Raw genomic sequence first — 18,225 nt, forward strand, 5'->3', positions numbered from 1 at the left:
CCGTTTACGCCCTTGCCACGGACCACAATCCAACGGCAAAAACGGCCTGTCAAAGCATGAGACGACCGTGGCGCAATTTCTGTCCCTTCTGCCCGCTATTTGGCCCTGGTTCATCCTGATTGCCGCGCAAACAAGTGCCGTGTCGGGTCGACAGGGACTGGGCCTGACCCTGCTGGCCTTGCTCGGCTGCATCGCGCTGGCGCTTGGTCTGGTCACACCACTGGCGGTGGGGGTTGCGGGCCTTGGGATGCTGAGCGCGGCGGGGCTGCGGCTGCTTTACGGGCCTGTGGCTTTGGCCGGGCATCTGGCACTGATCCTGTGGTGCCTTGGGTTGGGGGCCCATCTGTTTCCCGGGTTTCACAACCTGCTGGTGCTGGACCGGGTACAGGCCGGGCCAGACAGTACCGACTTCACCATGTACCTGAATCTGGACAAGCCGCTGGTATTGTTTGCCGTTCTGCTGGCGTGGCCCGGAATGATCCAAGGTGCGAAACCGACCAAAGCCAAACCGCTGGTGGGTGGCCTGCTGCTGCTGCCTGCGCTTTTCCTGTTGGGGCTCACCACAGGCGCGGTCCGGCTGGAGGTCGGCCTGCCCCATTGGTGGATGGTTTTCGCGTTGTCGAACCTGTTTCTGACCTGCCTGACGGAAGAGGCCTTTTTCCGCGGCTATTTGCAATCGCTCCTCATCTCGAAAACCGGGACCACCTTGGGTATTGCAGTTGCCAGCCTGCTGTTCGGTCTGGTCCACGCGAGCGGAGGGCTGGCGCTGGTGGCGTTCGCATCGATCCTCGGGGCGGCCTGCGGGTTGGGCTACCATGCAACCGGGCGGCTCTGGGTTCCGGTTTTGATGCATTTCGGGTTTAACGCCCTGCATCTGACCCTGTTCACCTATCCCGGCCCGGTCTGATCGTCACACCGGCAGGGCGGTGGTCTTGAAGACTGTGCGCAATGCGAATGAGCTTTGCATCTGCGCCACCCCCGGCAAGCGCGACAGGTATTGGCGGTGGATGCGGGCAAAATCCTCGGTGTTTTCGGCGACGACCTTCAGAATGTAATCCGCCGTGCCAGCCATCAGATGACATTCAAGCACATCGGGAATGCGTGCCACGGCCTTTTCGAACGCGTCCAGAAGCTCTTCGGCCTGCCCCTGCAAGGTGATTTCGACAAACACCGTCGTCGGCACATTCATCTTGCGCGCATCCAGCAGTGCCACGTAATTGCGGATATACCCGTCCGCCTCCAGCCTCTGCACCCGTCGATGACAGGCCGACGGAGACAGATTCACCTGCTCGGACAGTTCAGCATTCGACATACGACCGTCACGCTGAAGGGCCGCCAAAATCTTTCTATCCGTCGTATCCAGGCTCATCGGCGCAAGTCCATTGCAAGTTTCCGTTAGAATACCGAAGATTCTCCCGAAAAAAACCCCAATCGCGGGCAGAGTTTCACAGAAATTGCGCTCCGAAACGCCCATTATTTATGCAGTTTATGAATGGAGGAGCGAGAAATGAAGATCGGTTGCCCCAAGGAAATCAAACCACAGGAGTTTCGCGTCGGCATAACGCCTAACGCGGCGCAAGAGGCCGTCGCACGCGGCCACGAAGTTGTAATCGAGACCGGTGCCGGAATCGGTTCGGGATTTGACAACGACTCCTACATCGCCGCTGGCGCCCAGATCCTGGACACCGCAGAAGAGGTGTTTGCCACCGCCGACATGATCGTCAAGGTCAAGGAACCACAAGCGGTCGAGCGCAAGATGCTGCGCGAAGGTCAACTGTTGTTCACCTATCTGCATCTGGCACCGGACCCGGATCAGACCCATGATCTGCTGGAATCGGGTTGTACCGCAATCGCATATGAAACCGTGACCGACTCCAAAGGTGGCCTGCCGCTGCTGGCGCCGATGTCCGAAGTTGCGGGCCGTCTGGCACCGCAGGTCGGATCGTGGACTCTGCAAAAAGCCAATGGCGGCCGTGGTGTTCTGATGGGCGGCGTTCCGGGTGTTGGTCCGGCCAAAGTCATCGTGATTGGCGGCGGTGTTGTTGGTACTCACGCAGCCAAGATTGCCGCCGGGATGGGTGCAGATGTCACCGTTCTGGACCGCTCGCTGCCGCGCCTGCGCTATCTGGATGATGTTTTCGGTGGTACTTTCAAGAACCAATACTCGACAGCCGGTGCAACCGCCGAACTGATCCAGGATGCCGACCTGGTCATCGGCGCGGTTCTGATCCCGGGTGCTGCTGCTCCGAAGCTGATCAGCCGCGAACAACTGTCGACCATGAAACCCGGCGCGGCTCTGGTGGACGTGGCCATCGACCAAGGTGGCTGCTTTGAGACGTCGAAAGCCACCACTCACGCAGACCCGATCTACGACGTAGACGGCATCATGCACTACTGCGTCGCCAACATGCCCGGCGCGGTTGCCCGTACGTCCACCATCGCACTGGGCAACGCGACCATGCCGTTCATGTTGTCGCTGGCAGGCAAGGGTTGGAAACAGGCCTGCAAGGACGATGAGCACCTGTTGGCAGGTCTGAACGTCCACGCAGGTAAGTTGACCTACGAAGCTGTCGGCACTGCCCTCAACATCGACGTTGTCGATCCTACAACTCTACTAAACTAAGAGCACTCCTGCCTCTGAAAGCGTCCTTTTCCAAAGGGCGCTTTACAGACTTGGGCTGGGCGCCGTGCCAAACGTGCGGCGCCCGGCCCAACCGGACGAGGGCATTTCAATGCCCGATCAACGAGCGGAAGGCTTACGCCTCTTTGTGGATCTCCACCGAATGCGGATACGGGATCGAAACGCCCTTGGCATCGAACGCCTCTTTCACCGCCTTGGTGACTTCGAATTTCACATCCCAGTAATCCGCTGCGGCACACCACAGGCGCGCGGTCAGATCGACCGAGCTGTCGCCCAAGTTGGTCACCCGCACCCAGGGCTCAGGATCGCTGTGAATCCGCTCGTCTGCCTTGGCGACATCCAGAATGATCTTCATCGCCTCGTCCGCGCTGTCGCCATAGTCGATGCCAAACACCAGATCGACACGCCGCGTGTCATGCGCCGAGTAGTTGGTGATGATCGAACCCCAGCTTTGCCCGTTGGGCACGATGATCTGCACATTGTCCGGCGTCACCAGTTCGGTGGTGAACAGGTTCAGGTCCTTCACCGTTCCCGCAGTGCCGCCAATATCAACATATTGGCCCAGCTTGTACGGGCGGAAAACCACCAGCATGACACCAGCCGCCAAATCGCTGAGTGTCCCCTGAAGCGCCAGACCAATTGCCAGCGACGCGGCACCCAGAATGGCAACGATGCTGGTGGCCTCGATCCCGAAAATCCCCAGAACGGCGACCAGAACCATCGCAAGGATGACCCATTTGACCAGACTGGCGACGAAATTGCCCAAGGTCGGGTCAATCTGCGGCGTCGCGTTGATCCGCCGACGCACCATTCCTGCAATCGCACCTGCCACGATCCAGCCAAGTATCAGAACGATCAGCGCTTTGACCGCGTTCATGATCAGCGGGGCAAACGCACCCACCTGTGTTACGACCTCATCCACGCGACTCTCCTTTCAACAGTAGGAAACCCGCGTCTGTCGCGCGGGATTCGCCAAAGTTTTAGCAAAAAAAGCGGTTGGGTCTAGGTGCCAGTTTCCCCGGTTTTCCCCGTTATTGACCTACAAACGTCCACCAGTTGACAGGGCCAACAAGACGGCTGCAGATCGCACGGGCTGAGCACAGCCCTTGTTGCTGGCTGCTTAGCCCGGCAGCTTCCCGGTCAGAACGTAGCGCAACACCTCAACAACCTGAGAGGGCTGCTCGGCCACGGCCAGCGCAGCGGCGTCAACCTCTTTCAGCGCGTGCTGGTGATCGGGGCCGTGTAGCACGATCAATGACTTGCCCAGCGCCGCCGCATAGCCCGCGTCAAAGGCTGCGTTCCATTGTTTGTACTGCTCGCCAAACCGGACCACGACCACATCAGCATCCGCAATACCCTTGCGGGTGCGGATCGCATTGACCATCGCGCCCTTGTGGTCGTGCCAGTACTTGTTCGGTTCGGCCCCCAGAATGGCAACACCGCAATCATCACTGGCGTCGTGATCGGTGACGGGGCTGTTGAAGGTGATGTCCAATCCCTGTGCTCCGTCGATGATCTGTTCGCGCCAGTCAGTATGGATTTCGCCAGAGAGGTAAACGTTCAGTCCCATGGGTGTCTCCTTAAACCTTTTGCGGCGACCCTAGTGCTATTGCTGCGACAACCCAAGAGAGGGATCGGGCAAAGGGAGCGGTTTTTCCCCTGCACCCGCAGGAGCTGAAAGGTCGTTGACCACTCTCGCAAATTCGACGGCGTGCGAGTAAGGCAATGATTTTAAACAGTTTTCGACGAACACGGTTCGACCAGAGAAGAAACGGTTGGGACAGAAGAGGCAAAAATATGAGCAAGTTTTTGGACGGGTTCGTTCGCGCAGGGCTGACGAAGAATACTCAGGTACAGGACAAGCGTAGCCGTCAGCAAAACCGCGATATGGAAGATATGGCCCATATGCTGGGCGCCGCAGTCGCGCAGAAGATCAAAGCCGAACAGAAAGCAGCGACGAATGAGGAGCTTCGGGAAGAGATATTCAGACTTCAATAAGAAGTCTTGGACTTGAGATACAGCATCTAAAAAAGAGAATGCCATCGCTTGGCGGACGAAACCCAAACTCACTACTTAATGTTGTTGCTGGATCAAATCTGCCGAGACAACGGAACCAACAACCCAGCACGTCTACCGGCTTACAAAGACCCTGACACATTGCGCATTCAGTCGGGTGATCGCAAAGGGGAAGCAATGTCGCCAGCGGATCACGCTTACATCGATGCGTTCGCCAAAAAGTTTGTCGAGCGCTTCGCGAAAAAGTGGATCCACATTGATAGCTGGAAAGACTTTCTGCACGAAAACATCTCGTACTGAACAGGCGTCTACAAAACTAAAAAGGGGCTCCGCATTTGGAGGCCCTTTTTCTTGGAATGGTCATACAACCAGTCGGCTTACCCGCGCAGAACCCCGCCGGTGGCCTTGGTGACCTTGGCGATGATTTTCTCGGCCACCGCTTCGATGTCTTTTTCCTTCAGCGTCGCATCCGTCGGCTGCAGGCGCACAGTGATGGCCAGAGATTTCTTGCCCTCACCCAGGCTGCCGCCGATGAATTCGTCAAAGACGCGCACATCCTCGATCAGTGCCTTGTCGGCTCCGGCTGCGGCGTTCACCAGTGTCAGCGCTTCGACACCTTCATCGACGACGAAGGCAAAGTCACGCTCGACCGCTTGCAGGTCACGCAGTTCCAACGCCGCCCGGGTCGCACCGGATTTCCGGGGCAGAGGCACCTCGTCCGGCCAGATGGTGAAGGCCATTGCCGGGCCTTTGATATCCATCGCCTGCAGGATACGCGGGTGCAGTTCACCGAACACGCCCAACACCTTTTTTGGGCCCAGACAAATCCTACTGTGACGGCCCGGATGCCACCAGGCATCACCTTCGCGCAGGATCTGCACCTTGGCGGGCGCACCGATAGCGGCCAGCACGGCCTCGGCATCGGCCTTGGCGTCGAAAACATCGACCGGGCGCGAGGCGCCATGCACGTCCTTGGGACCGTTGCGGCCAACCAGCAGGCCGGTGATTTGGGTTTTCTGGTCGCCGGGCTCTCCATCGTGGAAGACGGGGCCGACCTCGAACAGCGCCACGTCAGCATAGCCGCGCGCCTGATTGCGGGCGGCAGCCTGCAGCAGGCCGGGCAGCAGATCAGGGCGCATATGGCTCATCTCGGACGAGATAGGGTTTTCCAGCTGAGTCGCCGCGTCCCCACCACCGAACAGCGCCGCCGAGGCCTGATCGATGAACGTATAGGACACACATTCGTTGTACCCCAGCGCGGCACAGGTGCGCCGTGCCATGGATTGACGGCGCTGCGTCGGGGTCATCACCGGTTTCGGGATACCCTCGGAAATACGCGGCAGAGGTTTGCCCTGCAGCTTGGTCAGCGAGGCAATCCGCGCGACCTCTTCCACCAGATCGGCCTCGCCCATGATATCGGGGCGCCAGCTGGGGACATGGGCCATCTCACCTTCCAGACGGAAACCCAGACGGGTCAGGGTCTGGCGCTGCTCGCTCTCGGGGATGTCCATACCGACCAGAGACTGAACCCGCTCGGCATCCAGCTTATAAGCGCGCGCGTGGTTCGGGGCTTTGCCGGCCTCGACCACCTTAGACACCTCGCCACCGCAGATATCCAGGATCATCTGTGTCGCCTGCTCCAACCCTTCCAGGGTGTACTCAGGATCAACACCGCGCTCGAACCGGTACCGCGCGTCCGAGTTGATCTTCAGCGCACGACCGGTCAGCGCGATCTGCACATGATCCCAGAACGCGCTTTCGAGGAACACGTTCACCGTGTCCTCGGTACAACCGGTTTTCTCGCCGCCCATGATACCGGCGATGGATTCCGGGCTCTTGTCATCCGAAATCACCATCATGCCGGGCTGCAGGGTGTATTCTTTCTCATCCAGCGCTACCAGCGTCTCGCCTCCCTTGGCACGGTGAACGCGCAGGTTGCCCTGCACCTTGTCCGCATCAAAGACGTGCAGTGGGCGGTTCTGGTCGAAGGTCATGTAGTTGGTGATATCCACCAAAGCCGAGATCGGACGCAGACCGATTGCCTTCAGCTGATCCTGCAGCCATTGCGGGCTGGGGCCGTTCTTGACGCCCTTGATCAGACGACCGGTGAAATGCGGCGCCCCGTCCAGAGTATCCTCGTCGATGGTCACCTTGATCGGGCTTTCGAAATCGCCCGGCACCGGCACATAGTCACGCTCTTTCAGCGTACCCACACCCCGCGCCGCCAGATCGCGCGCGATGCCCGCCACGCCCAGCGCATCCGGGCGGTTCGGGGTGATCGCGATCTCGATCATCGGATCGACCTTGGACGGGTCGTTCTCAGCCAGCCAATCGATGAACTTGTCACCCACCTCGCCCGAGGGCAGCTCGATGATGCCGTCATGCTCGTCCGACAGCTCCAACTCGCGCTCGGACGCCATCATGCCAAAGCTTTCGACACCGCGGATCTTGCCGACGCTAATTGTCAGGTCCAGACCGGGGATATACATGCCCGGTTTGCAAACCACGACGGTGATGCCCTCACGCGCGTTGGGCGCTCCGCAGATGATCTGCAGCTCACCTTCATCCGTGTCCACCTTGCAGACGCGCAGCTTGTCGGCGTCGGGGTGTTTCTCGGCATGTTTCACATAGCCCAGCGTAAAGCCTGCCAGCCGGTCCGCCGGGTTCACAATCTCTTCGACCTCAAGCCCGAGATCGGTCAGCGCTTCGGCGATCTCATCAACCGAGGCGTCAGTGTCGAGGTGGTCTTTCAGCCAGGACAGAGTGAATTTCATTGCACGGGGCCTTTTTTGGCAAACATCCAGTCGGCACAGGCAATGGCAAAGATTGCGCCGGGGTGCAAGCGCTGCGCGTCACGGATAGGTGGGGGTGCGGCCCAAAAGCTCGTCCAATTGCCAGCCGATCCAGCCATGGGGGATGAAATGCCCGCCGGGATGGGTGTCCAGCACCACCTGCCCCTGCGCGCAATCGGTCCATTCCACACGGCTGAGCGTCAGGAACGGTTTCACGCTCCAATCCCCGCGCGGGATAGCACCGTTGCAGTTGTACTTTTGCCGCCACAGCGCCACCGGATAGGTCGTGTCGCCACCGGGGCCAAAGGGGAAATCCATCACCGTATCGTCCAGCCCGTGCACATGGCGCACCTCGCGCGGAGCCTCGGGGCAGGCTTCCGTCTGCCGGATGCTGCCCGCAACGGCCAGCAGCGCCGCCGTGTCATTGCCCGACTGACAGACATAGCGCCACGCCATCGCGCCGCCGAAGGAATAACCCGAGACATAGATGCGCTCCGGATCAATCGGGTACCGCTTGGCGACATCCTCAAGCACCCGATCGGCAAAAGCCACATCCCCGGTATCCGCCGACCAGAAATTCCAGCTTTTGCCCAGCCCGTTCGGGGCCACAAGCAACACGCCACGCAGTTTCGTGGCCCCGGCAATGCGTTCATGGTTCACCACTACCGTCCCCTGCCGCGACCAACCATGGAAATGCAACAACACCGGCAGAGGGCTTTGCCCGTCCCAGCCATCGGGTTCCAGCACATGATACGAGCGGTCGCCCACCGGGCAGGCGGTATCTCCGTGGCAGGTTTCGATAGCATTAGCTTGGGTGGCGGTCAGCAGGAAGAGGCAGAGCAGTCGGTAAATCATCCGTCGAACCCTAGCGAGCCTGCGCCCGCTGTCACGTCACAACCCCGTGGGCGCATGAAACAAGCCGCGCTGTCGCCAGACCGCGGGGTGGCGATCCTCAGGTTATGGTGGGCAGTTTATGTTCGCCAAACCCGTGTATCGTTCAAACGTTGTGCCGACGGAGACAAATCGCCAGCCCGTCCGGGCGGTGTCGTCCATTGGGCTTGAACCAATGGCGCCGCAATGAACGACCGATAGCGCTGTGGCCTGTCGGCCTTTGCTCCGCGCCGCTATTTCGACCGTTTTTTCGCGAACTCATCAATGAACTTCTTAGCCAAGGCTTTTTGATCCTCGGTTTCTTTACTCGGATTCAGCTTCTTAGAAACGCCTAAGAGCGCCGCCCACATTCCCGGAACTAACGCTACAGCTACGATCAGCAAGACCCACGCAAAGGACGATCCGAACAAACGGATTACCGGAAACTGGAGAACGTTTGCCGCAACAATTATTCCGATCAGCCATAGAAATGGAGCCTTGGCCACGCGAAGGTGCCACCAATCGATGTAACGAGCCAGATAAAAAACCAGCGGATACATTTACCGACTCAAACCACCATGCAGGTTCGGCATATCCAGCGCCGCAAACCCATAGTGCCGCAGCCAGCGCAGATCGCTATCAAAGAACGCCCGCAGGTCAGGAATGCCGTATTTCAGCATCGCCAAACGGTCGATCCCAATCCCGAACGCGAAGCCCTGATAGACATCCGGATCAATGCCACCGGCGGCGATCACCTTGGGGTGGACCATGCCGGAACCCAGAATCTCCATCCAGTCGTCACCCTCGCCGATCTTCAGCTGACCGTTATCCCAGGAACAGCGGATATCGACCTCGGCCGACGGTTCGGTGAAGGGGAAGTGCGAGGCGCGGAAGCGCAGCTCGACGTCGTCGACCTCGAAAAAGGCCTTCACGAACTCTTCCAGAACCCATTTCAGGTTCGCCATCGAGATGTCCTTGTCGATGGCCAGCCCTTCGACCTGATGGAACATCGGCGTGTGGGTCTGGTCATAGTCGGCGCGGTACACACCACCAGGACAGATCACGCGGATCGGCGCACCCTGTTTCTCCATCGAGCGGATCTGCACCGGCGAAGTATGGGTGCGCAGCACGTGCGGCGGGCGATTGTCGCCCTCGGCGCGGTGCATGTAGAATGTGTCCATCTCGGCCCGTGCAGGGTGGTGGCCGGGGATGTTCAGGGCGTCGAAATTGTACCAGTCGTCTTCGATCCGCGGTCCTTCGGCCACCGAGAAGCCCAGCTCGGCAAAGATCGCGGTCAGTTCCTCGGTCGCCTGGCTGACCGGGTGGATCGAACCCTGGCGGCGGGCGCGGGTCGGCAGGGTGACGTCCAGCCATTCGGTGCGCAGACGCTCATCCAGCGCGGCATCGGCCAGAGCGGCTTTCTTGGCGGACAGGGCCGAATTGATCTCATCCTTCAGGGCGTTCAGCGCGGGGCCTGCGACCTGACGCTCTTCGGGGGTCATTTTGCCCAGCTCGCGCATCTTCAGCGCGACCTCGCCTTTTTTGCCCACGGCGGCGACGCGGATCGCCTCAAGCGCGTTCTCGTCGGCTGCCTCAGTGATTTGGCCCAGATATTTTGCCTTAAGATCGTCCATGACGCCCTCTGAGTTTGGTCGGGAACCTGCTATCGGGCCAGCCCCGCGAATGCAAGCCGGACTGAACGGATCAGTAGCTGTATTCCGGGAACACCCGTGTCAGATCGCCATTCCAGTCGCCATTGTAGTGTTCCAGCAACTCATCGGCCGGAACCTTGCCGGTCTCAAGGCTGTCTTTCAGCGCGTTCAGAAAATGCGTTTCATCGGGCACCAGACCGCCTGCACCGGGGAAGGCGCGGGATTTCAGACCAGCCTCAGAGATCGCAACCACCTCGCGCGCCAGGTCGCGCATGTTGATCTTGCCAACCTGAGCTTGCAGCCCGTCTTTGGCAGCCTCAATGCGCAAGGCTTCACGGGTTTCGGCATCCCAGCCTTTGACCAGATCCCATGCCGCATCCAGCGCGCTTTGGTCATAGGTCAGGCCAACCCAGAATGCGGGTAGCGCACAAAGACGACGCCACGGGCCGCCGTCGGCCCCGCGCATCTCCATGAATTTCTTGATCCGCGCTTCCGGGAAGGCAGTGGTAAGATGATCGGCCCAATCGGACAGGGTCGGCGTCTCACCCGGCAGCGCGGGCAGTTTGCCCTGCAGAAAGTCGCGGAAGGACATGCCCAGCGCGTCGACATACTGGCCATCGCGATAGACGAAGTACATCGGCACATCGAGCGCGTATTGCACGTAGCGCTCGAACCCGAAGCCCTCTTCGAACACGAAGGGCAGCATCCCGGTGCGCGCATCGTCCAGATGCCGCCAGATATAGCTGCGCCAGCTTTTCTGGCCGTTGACCTTGCCTTCAAAGAAAGGAGAATTTGCAAACAGCGCCGTCGCCACCGGCTGCAGGGCCAGCGCCACGCGCAGTTTCTGCACCATGTCGGCCTCGGATCCGAAGTCGATATTGACCTGCACCGTACAGGTGCGCCGCATCATGGCGCGGCCCATGGTGCCAACTTTCTCCATGTAGTCGTTCATCAGCCGATAACGCCCTTTGGGCATCAATGGCATCTCGTCATGGGTCCAGATCGGAGCGGCACCCAGACCGATGAAACCAACGCCGATCTCGTCGGCGATGTCCTTCACCTCGCGCAGGTGGGTATTCACCTCATCGCAGGTCTCGTGGATCGTCTCCAGCGGAGCCCCCGACAGTTCCAGCGCGCCACCGGGTTCGAGGCTGACGTTGGCGCCGTCCTTTTCCAGACCGATCAGTTTGTCGCTTTCGCGCACTTCGGCCCAGCCATGACGGTCCCGCAGACCTTCAAGGACGGCAACAATGGATCGCGTTCCTTCAAACGGCAGCGGTTTCAGGGTGTCCTTGCAATAGCCGAACTTCTCGTGCTCGGTCCCGATGCGCCAATCCTGCTTGGGCTTGCAGCCCGATTCCAGGTATTCGGCCAGTTGCTCATGACGTTCGATCGGCCCGCCGCCGGATTGGGGGATGGACATGAATTGCGCTCCGATCCTGATGTGTCTGTTTAGTTGGTCAGTCGTGGGGGCAAACCGCGTCAGTGTCAATGCAGCCTAAGGTGGGCAGGACGGGATGGTGTGCGTTCCCAAATCACTACCGGATGCGCCGCCCCGCTGTTCAGTTCGGCCAGCATCTGTTCGGTTTTCAGCCCCGGCAGGGCCGAGAAGACATCGAACAGCGCCTCGGCCCCTTCGGCATTCACAGGAATGTGAAGCACTGGCTGACCCGGCTGTTCCAGCACCCAATGCGCCGGAGACGCGGTCGGGTCCAGCGCCAGCCGTTCGATTTCCCGCGCGGCAACCATGCCGCCGTCCAGCGGGCCAAGATATATGATCTGGCCTTCGTCGATGGTCACCACACCGGGGCCGCCGACGCCCGTACGAAAACGGGCACGCTGAATTCCGATCACGGCCAGCGCCACCGATACTGCCACCAGCACCCAACCCAGCCATCCCAGCAGCCCGCCGGGGCCGCTGATCCAGCTGAGACCGACCAGCAGCACAAGCCCCGCCACCAGCACTTCGCGCCAGCGCCACAGGGTCAGTTTGGCTTCGGGTCGGATGAAACTCATGCCGGGTCCTCGGGGTTGGTGAACAGGATCAGAGAAAACTGCCCTGCGGGTTTGAATCCAATACCCATATAGGCACGCGCCGCGGAATCAGAAGCCGCGAACAGAACCGCGCGGGACGCCCCGCCGTTGCGGGCCTCAACCAGATGCAGCGCGACGGCCAGCCGGGCAAAGCCACGGCCGCGCAGGTCGGGTGGAGTATAGACCCCTCCGATCTGCACAACTTCGGGCAGGCGGGCGTTGAAACCTGTCATGGCGACGGGTAGGCCGTCGATCAACAGAACCCGGTGCGAGTTCCGCTCAACATAATTTGCGATGTCCTTTTTCGCCTGCACCTGCGCGCCTTCGGGGGTGAAATCCATGGCCTCGACCAGATAGTTTTCGCGCCAGGTTTCGGGAATGGAACGTTCCACATCATCCAATGGAACCAACTTTGCCCCTGACGTGTCCGGCAGGACAAGATCATCCAATTGCAGGGTAAAGCCGGGCTCATCACTGTTCAGGGTCGCAGGCCGACTTCCCCAGCCCGCCAGTTGCATGATCCGGCGAGCTTGTGTCGCCTCGGATGCGACTCCAAACAGCTTGTGGCCCCGGATCAGGGAAATTGCTGCGGCAAGCTCGGCATCCGAGCAATCGGGGCATTGTGCCAAAACCATGCCTTCGTTGGTAATGGCAAAAATGGCGCGCGGGCCATCGCCCAACACCCAGATGTTCAGGGATCGCGGATCATCGCCGCGCAGGCCGAAATCGCGCAGATTGGCCAATGGAAACATCGAGGTCTGGATGTGCTGCGACAGGAACGCATCGATCTTTTGCACGTCCGCATCCGTCGCGAGTCTCCAATTCAAGACCAATCCCCCAGCGCCTGCTGCCACATGGTCAGCGATGCCACCGCCGCCGTATCCGCGCGCAGGATACGCGGGCCAAGGCTGACCACATGCGCATAGGGCAGCGCCGTCAGCCGTGCTCGCTCACGATCCGAGAAACCACCCTCGGGGCCGATCAGAATCGCCCAGGGCAGACCCTTTTCGTTAGCCGCCAGACGCAGGGCCGAGCCGACCTCGGCCTCGTTGCAGAACATCAGCTGTCGGCCTTCGGGCCACGCGTCCAGAACGCGACCCAACCGTTGCAGATCGGCGACTTCGGGCACGAACGTCCCGCCGCATTGCTCGGCGGCCTCGACGGCATGGGCCTGTAGACGGTCCTGACGAATGCGTTCGGAATTGGTGAACTCGGTCTGCACCGGCAGGATACGCGCCGCGCCCATTTCCGCCGCCTTTTCGACGATGAAATCCGTGCGCGCTTTTTTGATCGGCGCAAACAGGAACCACAGGTCGGGCGGCCGTTGCAAAGGTCTGGTCTGTTCCACGCAGGTCAAAATTCCGCCGCGCTTGCCCGCCTCGGCCACCTCGGCCAGCCACTCTCCGTCCCTGCCATTGAACAGGGCCACCTGCCCCCCCGCGGTCAGACGCATGACGCCGAACAGGTAATGGGCCTGTTCGCGCGTCAAATCTACCGATTGCCCCTGACCCAGAGGGTGCTCTACATACAGTCTGATCTTTGCACTCATGAGACGTTACATATGCAAGGCAACGCCCCAACACCAGACGGTCAGGTCGCAGATGCGGTCAGTGGCAACTGGGTCGACACCCACGCGCCCGCTTTCGCCCGCCCCTACCTGCGCCTCAGCCGCGCGGACCGGCCCATCGGCACGTGGCTGCTGCTGATTCCCTGCTGGTGGGGTCTGGCGCTGGCGATTCTCAGCGATGGCAATCCACGGTGGGAGGATCTGTGGATCGCAATCGGTTGTGCCATCGGCGCCTTCCTGATGCGCGGCGCGGGCTGCACCTGGAACGACATCACAGACCGCAAATTCGACGGTCAGGTCGAGCGCACACGATCGCGCCCGATTCCCTCTGGTCAGGTCAGCGTGCGTCAGGCGGTGCTCTGGATGGGCCTGCAATGTCTGCTGGCACTGGGGATACTGCTGAGCTTCAACCAGGCCGCTATTGCAATGGGCGTGCTGTCTCTGTTGCCGGTGACAATCTACCCCTATGCCAAGCGGTTCACGTGGTGGCCGCAGGTGTTTTTGGGGCTGGCCTTCAACTGGGGCATCTTGCTGGCTTGGGCGGCGCATACGGGCACGGTCGGCCTGCCCGCGATCACGCTCTATCTGGCGGGCATCGCCTGGACGCTGTTTTATGACACGATCTATGCCCATCAGGACGCCGAAGATGACGAACTGATCGGCATCAAGTCGACCGCCCGGCTGTTTGGCACCGACACTGCGCGCTGGCTGAAATACTTTCTTGTGGCCACGGTCTTTCTGATGGGGCTGGCGATCATCGACGGGGTGTTGGCACAGGCCTCGGTACTGGCGCTGGCCGTTGCCTTGGGTGGACCCTGGGCGATGGGCTGGCACATGTCGTGGCAGCTGCGCGGTCTGGATATTGAAGACAACGCGAAACTGCTGCAATTGTTCCGTGCCAACCGGGATACCGGCCTTATTCCGCTGATCTTCCTCTGCGTCGCGCTGTTGCTCTGATTGCACCTTGGCGCGGGGCTAGGTAAGAGTTCGCACATTCGCTTGAGGAGTCGATAACCCGCACATGCGTTTGCCCTATTTCTTTGCCGTAGGTCTTATCTTCCTCGCGTCGGCGGGCTTGTGCCTGCTGGCCGCCAGTTTTGCGGTAACCAAGGTCGAAGAATCCTCAGAATTTGCCGTGCGCCGGGCGCTGGACCTGAAAGGGCATGACTGGGCCGAGGTGCATTCAGACGGTTTGCGCGTGGTGCTGACGGGGACTGCCACGGACGAGGCCACACGCTTCAACGCGCTGACCGCGGCGGGAACCGAGGTCGATACCTCGCGGGTAATCGACGAAATGCAGGTGGCCCCGACAACAGAACTGGCCGCCCCCCGGTTCTCTGCCGAGATCCTGCGCAATGACAGCGGCATTTCGGTGATCGGCCTGATCCCTGCCAGCGAGGACCGCGAGGCGTTGATGGAGCGGTTGAGCAATCTGGACGGTGGCGCCCCGGTTTCGGACCTGATGGAAACCGCCGACTATCCCAAGCCCAAAGGGTGGGATGCCGCGATCACCTATGCCGTTGACGCGTTAACGCGCCTGCCGCGCGCCAAAATCTCGGCCAGCCCAGGGTTGGTCAAAATCACCGCAATTGCCGACAGCCAGCGGGAAAAGGAAAAGCTGGAACAGGATCTGACCCGCACCGCACCGCCAAGCTTGCGGATCGGACTGTCGATCTCGGCCCCGCGCCCGGTGATCACACCCTTTACCCTGCGCTTTCTGATCGACGCGAATGGCGGCCAGTTCGATGCCTGCTCGGCCCAGGACGAAAAGGCCCGCGACGCGATCATCACCGCCGCACAACAGGCGGGCATGACCGGCCCCTATAGTTGCACCATTGGGCTGGGCGTGCCGTCGCCTCGCTGGTCCGAAGCCGCAGTGCTGAGTATCAACGCGCTGGCCGAGTTGGGCGGCGGTTCTGTGACCATGTCGGATGCGGATATCACACTGGCTGCAGCAGAAGGCACCGAAGCCGGGGCGTTCGACCGCGTGGTGGGCGAGCTTGAGAACGCCCTGCCCCCGGTCTTTGCCCTACACGCCATTCTGCCCCCCCTCGATACCGAAGGTGAGGAAGGCCCGCCTGAATTCAATGCCACGCGCAGCCCCGAAGGGTTGGTGCAGATGCGCGGACGTCTGGGCGACGAGACACAGCGCGACATGGTGGACAGCTATGCCCGCGCCGCCTTTGGCTCGGAAATGGTCTACACCGCGACCCGCATTGCCCCGGACAGTTTGCCGATGGGCTGGCCGGTTCGTATTCTGACCGGGCTGGAAGCGCTGGCACAGTTGCACAACGGTGCTTTGACGATCACGCCGGATGATCTGGTCCTGAACGGCATCAGCCACGACCCAGATACGAAAGCGCAGATAGCGGGTCTGCTGTCAGAAAAGTTGGGTGACGCGCAGGAATTCACCCTGTCGATCACTTATCAGGAACCGCCCGAGCCCGAGGACAAACTGCCCGACCCCGAGGTGTGTGAAGAGAGGATCGCCGAGGTTCAGGCCGACACCAAGATCGCCTTCGAGCCGGGCTCGGCCACCGTCGCCGCCGACTCGCGCGATACGGTGAACCAGATTGCCGACATCCTGCGCAAATGCGGCCCCATCCGGTTGGAGATTCAGGGCCATACCGACAGCCAGGGCCGCGAGGAAATGAACCAACAGCTCAGCCAGGCGCGGGCACAATCCATCCTGAACGAGCTGCGCGGGCGCCGCGTGCCCACTGCCAGTTATACCGCCATGGGCTATGGGGAATCGCAACCAATCGCCGACAACGACACAGAAGAAGGCCGCGAGGAAAACCGCCGGATCGAGTTCCGCCTGATCCGCCCCGAGCCGGTGGAAAACACGGAAACCGGTCTGGACGCGATCGAGGCGGAAACGATCGAGGCCGAACAGACGGACAGCACCGCCTCAGACGCGGATGCAGGGGACCAGTAAAGTGAACAGAATCGAATTTATCATCGCCACCGCCATCATCCTGTTCGCGGCCTTCTGCATGGGCTGGTTCGCCAACTGGCTGGCGCACCGCCTGTCCCGCGTCCGCCAAAGCGATGTGGCCGATCTGGACCGCATGAGCCAGGAGTTGCACGAGGCCGAAGAAACCCGCGATCAGGCGATCACTTACCTGCAACAGCGCGAGGCCGAACTGACCAACCAACTGACCCAGACCGAGGCCGAACTGGCCGCCGCCATGGACGGCCTGCGGGCCGCCCGACAAGAGGCCGAAGAAATGCGCGGCCGCTTAAACAACGCGGATTAAACCCTACCAGCGGGTCAGCGCATCCTCGTCTTCTTCCTTCGCGGCAACCCATTCTTCACCGGTTTTGGTGATTTCCTTCTTCCAGAACGGCGCACGGGATTTCAGGTAGTCCATCAGGTACTCTGCTGCCTCGAACGCGTCCTTGCGATGCCGGGCGGCCGTGGCAACCATCATGATCCGATCCCCCGGCGCCAGTCGCCCGTGGCGGTGGATCACCAGCACATCACCCAGCGACCAGCGTGATCGCGCCTCTTCGGCGATCTTTGCAAGGGCGCGTTCGGTCATGCCGGGGTAATGCTCGATCTCCATCACATCCAGATCGCCCGAGGCCAGATCACGCACGACACCGGTAAAGGTCACAATCGCCCCGTTGGCTGCGTTGCCCGACGCAAATGCGTTGGCTTCAGCCCCCAGATCGAACGCTTCTTCCTGAACCGCAATACGCATCCTAGCCACCGGTCATCGGCGGAAAAAACGCGACCTCGCGCACGCCTGCCAGCGAGGCGTCAAAATCCGAAAGCTCCTGATCCAGTGCGACCCGCAGCGCAGACAGATCGGCGAAGGCCGCCGCATACCGGTCTTCGCGCGCGCTGAGTTCGACCACCAGATCAGAGACTGTTGCGGCCTGTGTTTCGACCTTTTCTTTCGGCAGGCCGATGCGTTCGCGCACCCAGGCGAAATACAGCACGTCCATCGGTTAGCTCTCCTTCAGATGGGGCATGGCTTTACGTAGGTAGTCATAGCCGGTGATCAATGTCAGTGTGGCGGCAATCCACAGCAGCCACAAACCGATACGGCCGGACCAGAACATCCCTTCCAGATGCCAGCGGATGTGGTTCAGGTCCTCGACTTGTCCCGTCAGAACCTGATCCATCGTCACGGCGTCCATACCGAAGGTGGCCATGACGAAATTATGCTCGAATATCCCCTGCGAGAACAGAACCGCAATGGCAACCATCTGCGCCGTCGTCTTCCACTTGGCCAGCTTGGTCACTTTCAGCGTGCCCGCCGTATCGCCCAGGTATTCACGCAGGCCCGAGACAAACACCTCGCGGAACAGGATCATGGTGGCGGGCAGCACCAGCCATGGTGTCCAGTGCTCGGTCGAATAACCCACAAGGATCATCAGCGCGATCACCACCATCGCCTTGTCAGCAATCGGATCCATCATTGCGCCGATCTTGGTTTCCTGTTTCCACGCACGGGCCAGGTAGCCATCGAACCAGTCGGTGATCGCCGCTGTCATGAACAGGATCAGCGCGAACCAGTCTGCGTAAGGGCGGCTGAAATATAGAAACATCACGGCCAGACCGGGAGCTGCAAGAAGGCGCAGCACTGTCAGAATATTGGGCAGGTTCCACTTCATGGTTCGACACTACATTGCCGGTTCGGG

21 protein-coding genes are annotated in these 18,225 nt (G+C 60.6%); 7 read left to right on the top strand and 14 right to left on the bottom strand.

The features are described 5' to 3' along the window. Nucleotides 1–67: 67 nt before the first annotated feature. Nucleotides 68–907, top strand: a complete 840-nt coding sequence (locus tag ACR0IM_RS13660) for a CPBP family intramembrane glutamic endopeptidase (protein WP_480641756.1) — start codon at nt 68–70, stop codon at nt 905–907. 3 nt (nt 908–910) lie between these two features. Here the strand turns inward: ACR0IM_RS13660 and ACR0IM_RS13665 are convergent, their stop codons facing one another. Next, nucleotides 911–1,369: an Lrp/AsnC family transcriptional regulator gene (locus tag ACR0IM_RS13665; RefSeq protein ID WP_480429839.1), complete on the bottom strand. Its 459-nt coding sequence runs from the start codon at nt 1,367–1,369 to the stop codon at nt 911–913. 138 nt (nt 1,370–1,507) lie between these two features. On the opposite strand from ACR0IM_RS13665, the gene ald reads away from it, so the two are divergent. Further along, nucleotides 1,508–2,623: an alanine dehydrogenase gene (gene ald, locus ACR0IM_RS13670; protein ID WP_480641755.1), complete on the top strand. Its 1,116-nt coding sequence runs from the start codon at nt 1,508–1,510 to the stop codon at nt 2,621–2,623. Nucleotides 2,624–2,756: 133 nt separating this feature from the next. On the opposite strand, the gene ACR0IM_RS13675 is transcribed toward ald, so the two are convergent. Together ACR0IM_RS13675 and ACR0IM_RS13680 are read right to left on the bottom strand one after the other, a co-directional pair. Next, nucleotides 2,757–3,563, bottom strand: coding sequence for a mechanosensitive ion channel family protein (locus ACR0IM_RS13675; protein WP_480641754.1), 807 nt, complete (start codon nt 3,561–3,563; stop codon nt 2,757–2,759). Between the two features lie 198 nt (nt 3,564–3,761). Continuing rightward, nucleotides 3,762–4,211 (bottom strand): YtoQ family protein, encoded by a 450-nt coding sequence (locus tag ACR0IM_RS13680; protein WP_480682243.1) that lies wholly within the window; start codon nt 4,209–4,211, stop codon nt 3,762–3,764. 227 nt (nt 4,212–4,438) lie between these two features. Here ACR0IM_RS13680 and ACR0IM_RS13685 point away from each other — a divergent pair, with 227 nt between their 5' ends. Both ACR0IM_RS13685 and ACR0IM_RS13690 read left to right on the top strand, forming a co-directional pair. Then, nucleotides 4,439–4,639 carry a hypothetical protein gene (locus tag ACR0IM_RS13685; protein ID WP_480682245.1) on the top strand — a complete coding sequence of 67 codons (201 nt, stop codon included), beginning with the start codon at nt 4,439–4,441 and terminating at the stop codon, nt 4,637–4,639. 48 nt (nt 4,640–4,687) lie between these two features. Then, a complete protein-coding gene (locus ACR0IM_RS13690) occupies nt 4,688–4,957 on the top strand; it encodes a hypothetical protein (RefSeq protein WP_480682246.1) in 270 nt (89 codons plus the stop codon). 77 nt (nt 4,958–5,034) lie between these two features. On the opposite strand, the gene pheT is transcribed toward ACR0IM_RS13690, so the two are convergent. From pheT to ACR0IM_RS13730, 8 genes are all read right to left on the bottom strand, one after another. Further along, nucleotides 5,035–7,431: a phenylalanine--tRNA ligase subunit beta gene (gene pheT / locus ACR0IM_RS13695; protein ID WP_480682247.1), complete on the bottom strand. Its 2,397-nt coding sequence runs from the start codon at nt 7,429–7,431 to the stop codon at nt 5,035–5,037. A 78-nt stretch (nt 7,432–7,509) separates the two neighbouring features. Beyond that, nucleotides 7,510–8,304: a CE1 family esterase gene (locus tag ACR0IM_RS13700; RefSeq protein ID WP_480682249.1), complete on the bottom strand. Its 795-nt coding sequence runs from the start codon at nt 8,302–8,304 to the stop codon at nt 7,510–7,512. 269 nt (nt 8,305–8,573) lie between these two features. Further along, the gene (locus tag ACR0IM_RS13705) at nt 8,574–8,879 is read right to left on the bottom strand and encodes a hypothetical protein (protein ID WP_480682250.1); all 306 of its coding nucleotides are present in this window, start codon (nt 8,877–8,879) and stop codon (nt 8,574–8,576) included. Continuing rightward, nucleotides 8,880–9,953 (bottom strand): phenylalanine--tRNA ligase subunit alpha, encoded by a 1,074-nt coding sequence (pheS, locus tag ACR0IM_RS13710; protein WP_480682252.1) that lies wholly within the window; start codon nt 9,951–9,953, stop codon nt 8,880–8,882. Between the two features lie 70 nt (nt 9,954–10,023). Further along, a complete protein-coding gene (locus ACR0IM_RS13715; protein ID WP_480682253.1) occupies nt 10,024–11,394 on the bottom strand; it encodes a glutamate--cysteine ligase in 1,371 nt (456 codons plus the stop codon). Between the two features lie 65 nt (nt 11,395–11,459). After that, a complete protein-coding gene (locus ACR0IM_RS13720) occupies nt 11,460–11,987 on the bottom strand; it encodes a hypothetical protein (protein ID WP_480592636.1) in 528 nt (175 codons plus the stop codon). Beyond that, entirely contained in the window at nt 11,984–12,832 is an 849-nt protein-coding gene (locus ACR0IM_RS13725; protein ID WP_480682254.1) for a GNAT family N-acetyltransferase, read from the bottom strand. The genes ACR0IM_RS13720 and ACR0IM_RS13725 overlap by 4 nt, the downstream gene beginning before the upstream one ends. Further along, nucleotides 12,829–13,554 carry a 16S rRNA (uracil(1498)-N(3))-methyltransferase gene (locus tag ACR0IM_RS13730; protein ID WP_480682256.1) on the bottom strand — a complete coding sequence of 242 codons (726 nt, stop codon included), beginning with the start codon at nt 13,552–13,554 and terminating at the stop codon, nt 12,829–12,831. The genes ACR0IM_RS13725 and ACR0IM_RS13730 overlap by 4 nt, the downstream gene beginning before the upstream one ends. 12 nt (nt 13,555–13,566) lie before the next feature. Here ACR0IM_RS13730 and ubiA point away from each other — a divergent pair, with 12 nt between their 5' ends. From ubiA to ACR0IM_RS13745, 3 genes are all read left to right on the top strand, one after another. After that, entirely contained in the window at nt 13,567–14,529 is a 963-nt protein-coding gene (gene ubiA / locus ACR0IM_RS13735) for a 4-hydroxybenzoate octaprenyltransferase (RefSeq protein WP_480592630.1), read from the top strand. A gap of 64 nt (nt 14,530–14,593) precedes the next feature. After that, nucleotides 14,594–16,510, top strand: a complete 1,917-nt coding sequence (locus ACR0IM_RS13740) for an OmpA family protein (RefSeq protein WP_480682257.1) — start codon at nt 14,594–14,596, stop codon at nt 16,508–16,510. A 1-nt stretch (nt 16,511) separates the two neighbouring features. Continuing rightward, nucleotides 16,512–16,832, top strand: coding sequence for a hypothetical protein (locus tag ACR0IM_RS13745; protein ID WP_480592626.1), 321 nt, complete (start codon nt 16,512–16,514; stop codon nt 16,830–16,832). A gap of 3 nt (nt 16,833–16,835) precedes the next feature. On the opposite strand, the gene ACR0IM_RS13750 is transcribed toward ACR0IM_RS13745, so the two are convergent. Genes ACR0IM_RS13750 through pgsA form a run of 3 tightly spaced genes read right to left on the bottom strand, consistent with a single transcriptional unit; the run spans nt 16,836 to nt 18,198 of the window. Next, nucleotides 16,836–17,279 carry a molybdenum cofactor biosynthesis protein MoaE gene (locus tag ACR0IM_RS13750; RefSeq protein WP_480592624.1) on the bottom strand — a complete coding sequence of 148 codons (444 nt, stop codon included), beginning with the start codon at nt 17,277–17,279 and terminating at the stop codon, nt 16,836–16,838. 1 nt (nt 17,280) lies between these two features. After that, nucleotides 17,281–17,526 (bottom strand): molybdopterin converting factor subunit 1, encoded by a 246-nt coding sequence (moaD, locus tag ACR0IM_RS13755; protein WP_421597323.1) that lies wholly within the window; start codon nt 17,524–17,526, stop codon nt 17,281–17,283. Between the two features lie 3 nt (nt 17,527–17,529). Continuing rightward, nucleotides 17,530–18,198: a CDP-diacylglycerol--glycerol-3-phosphate 3-phosphatidyltransferase gene (pgsA, locus tag ACR0IM_RS13760; protein ID WP_480592621.1), complete on the bottom strand. Its 669-nt coding sequence runs from the start codon at nt 18,196–18,198 to the stop codon at nt 17,530–17,532. Nucleotides 18,199–18,225 lie beyond the last annotated feature (27 nt).

The sequence above is a fragment of the Ruegeria sp. BF6 genome (genome assembly GCF_056538665.1).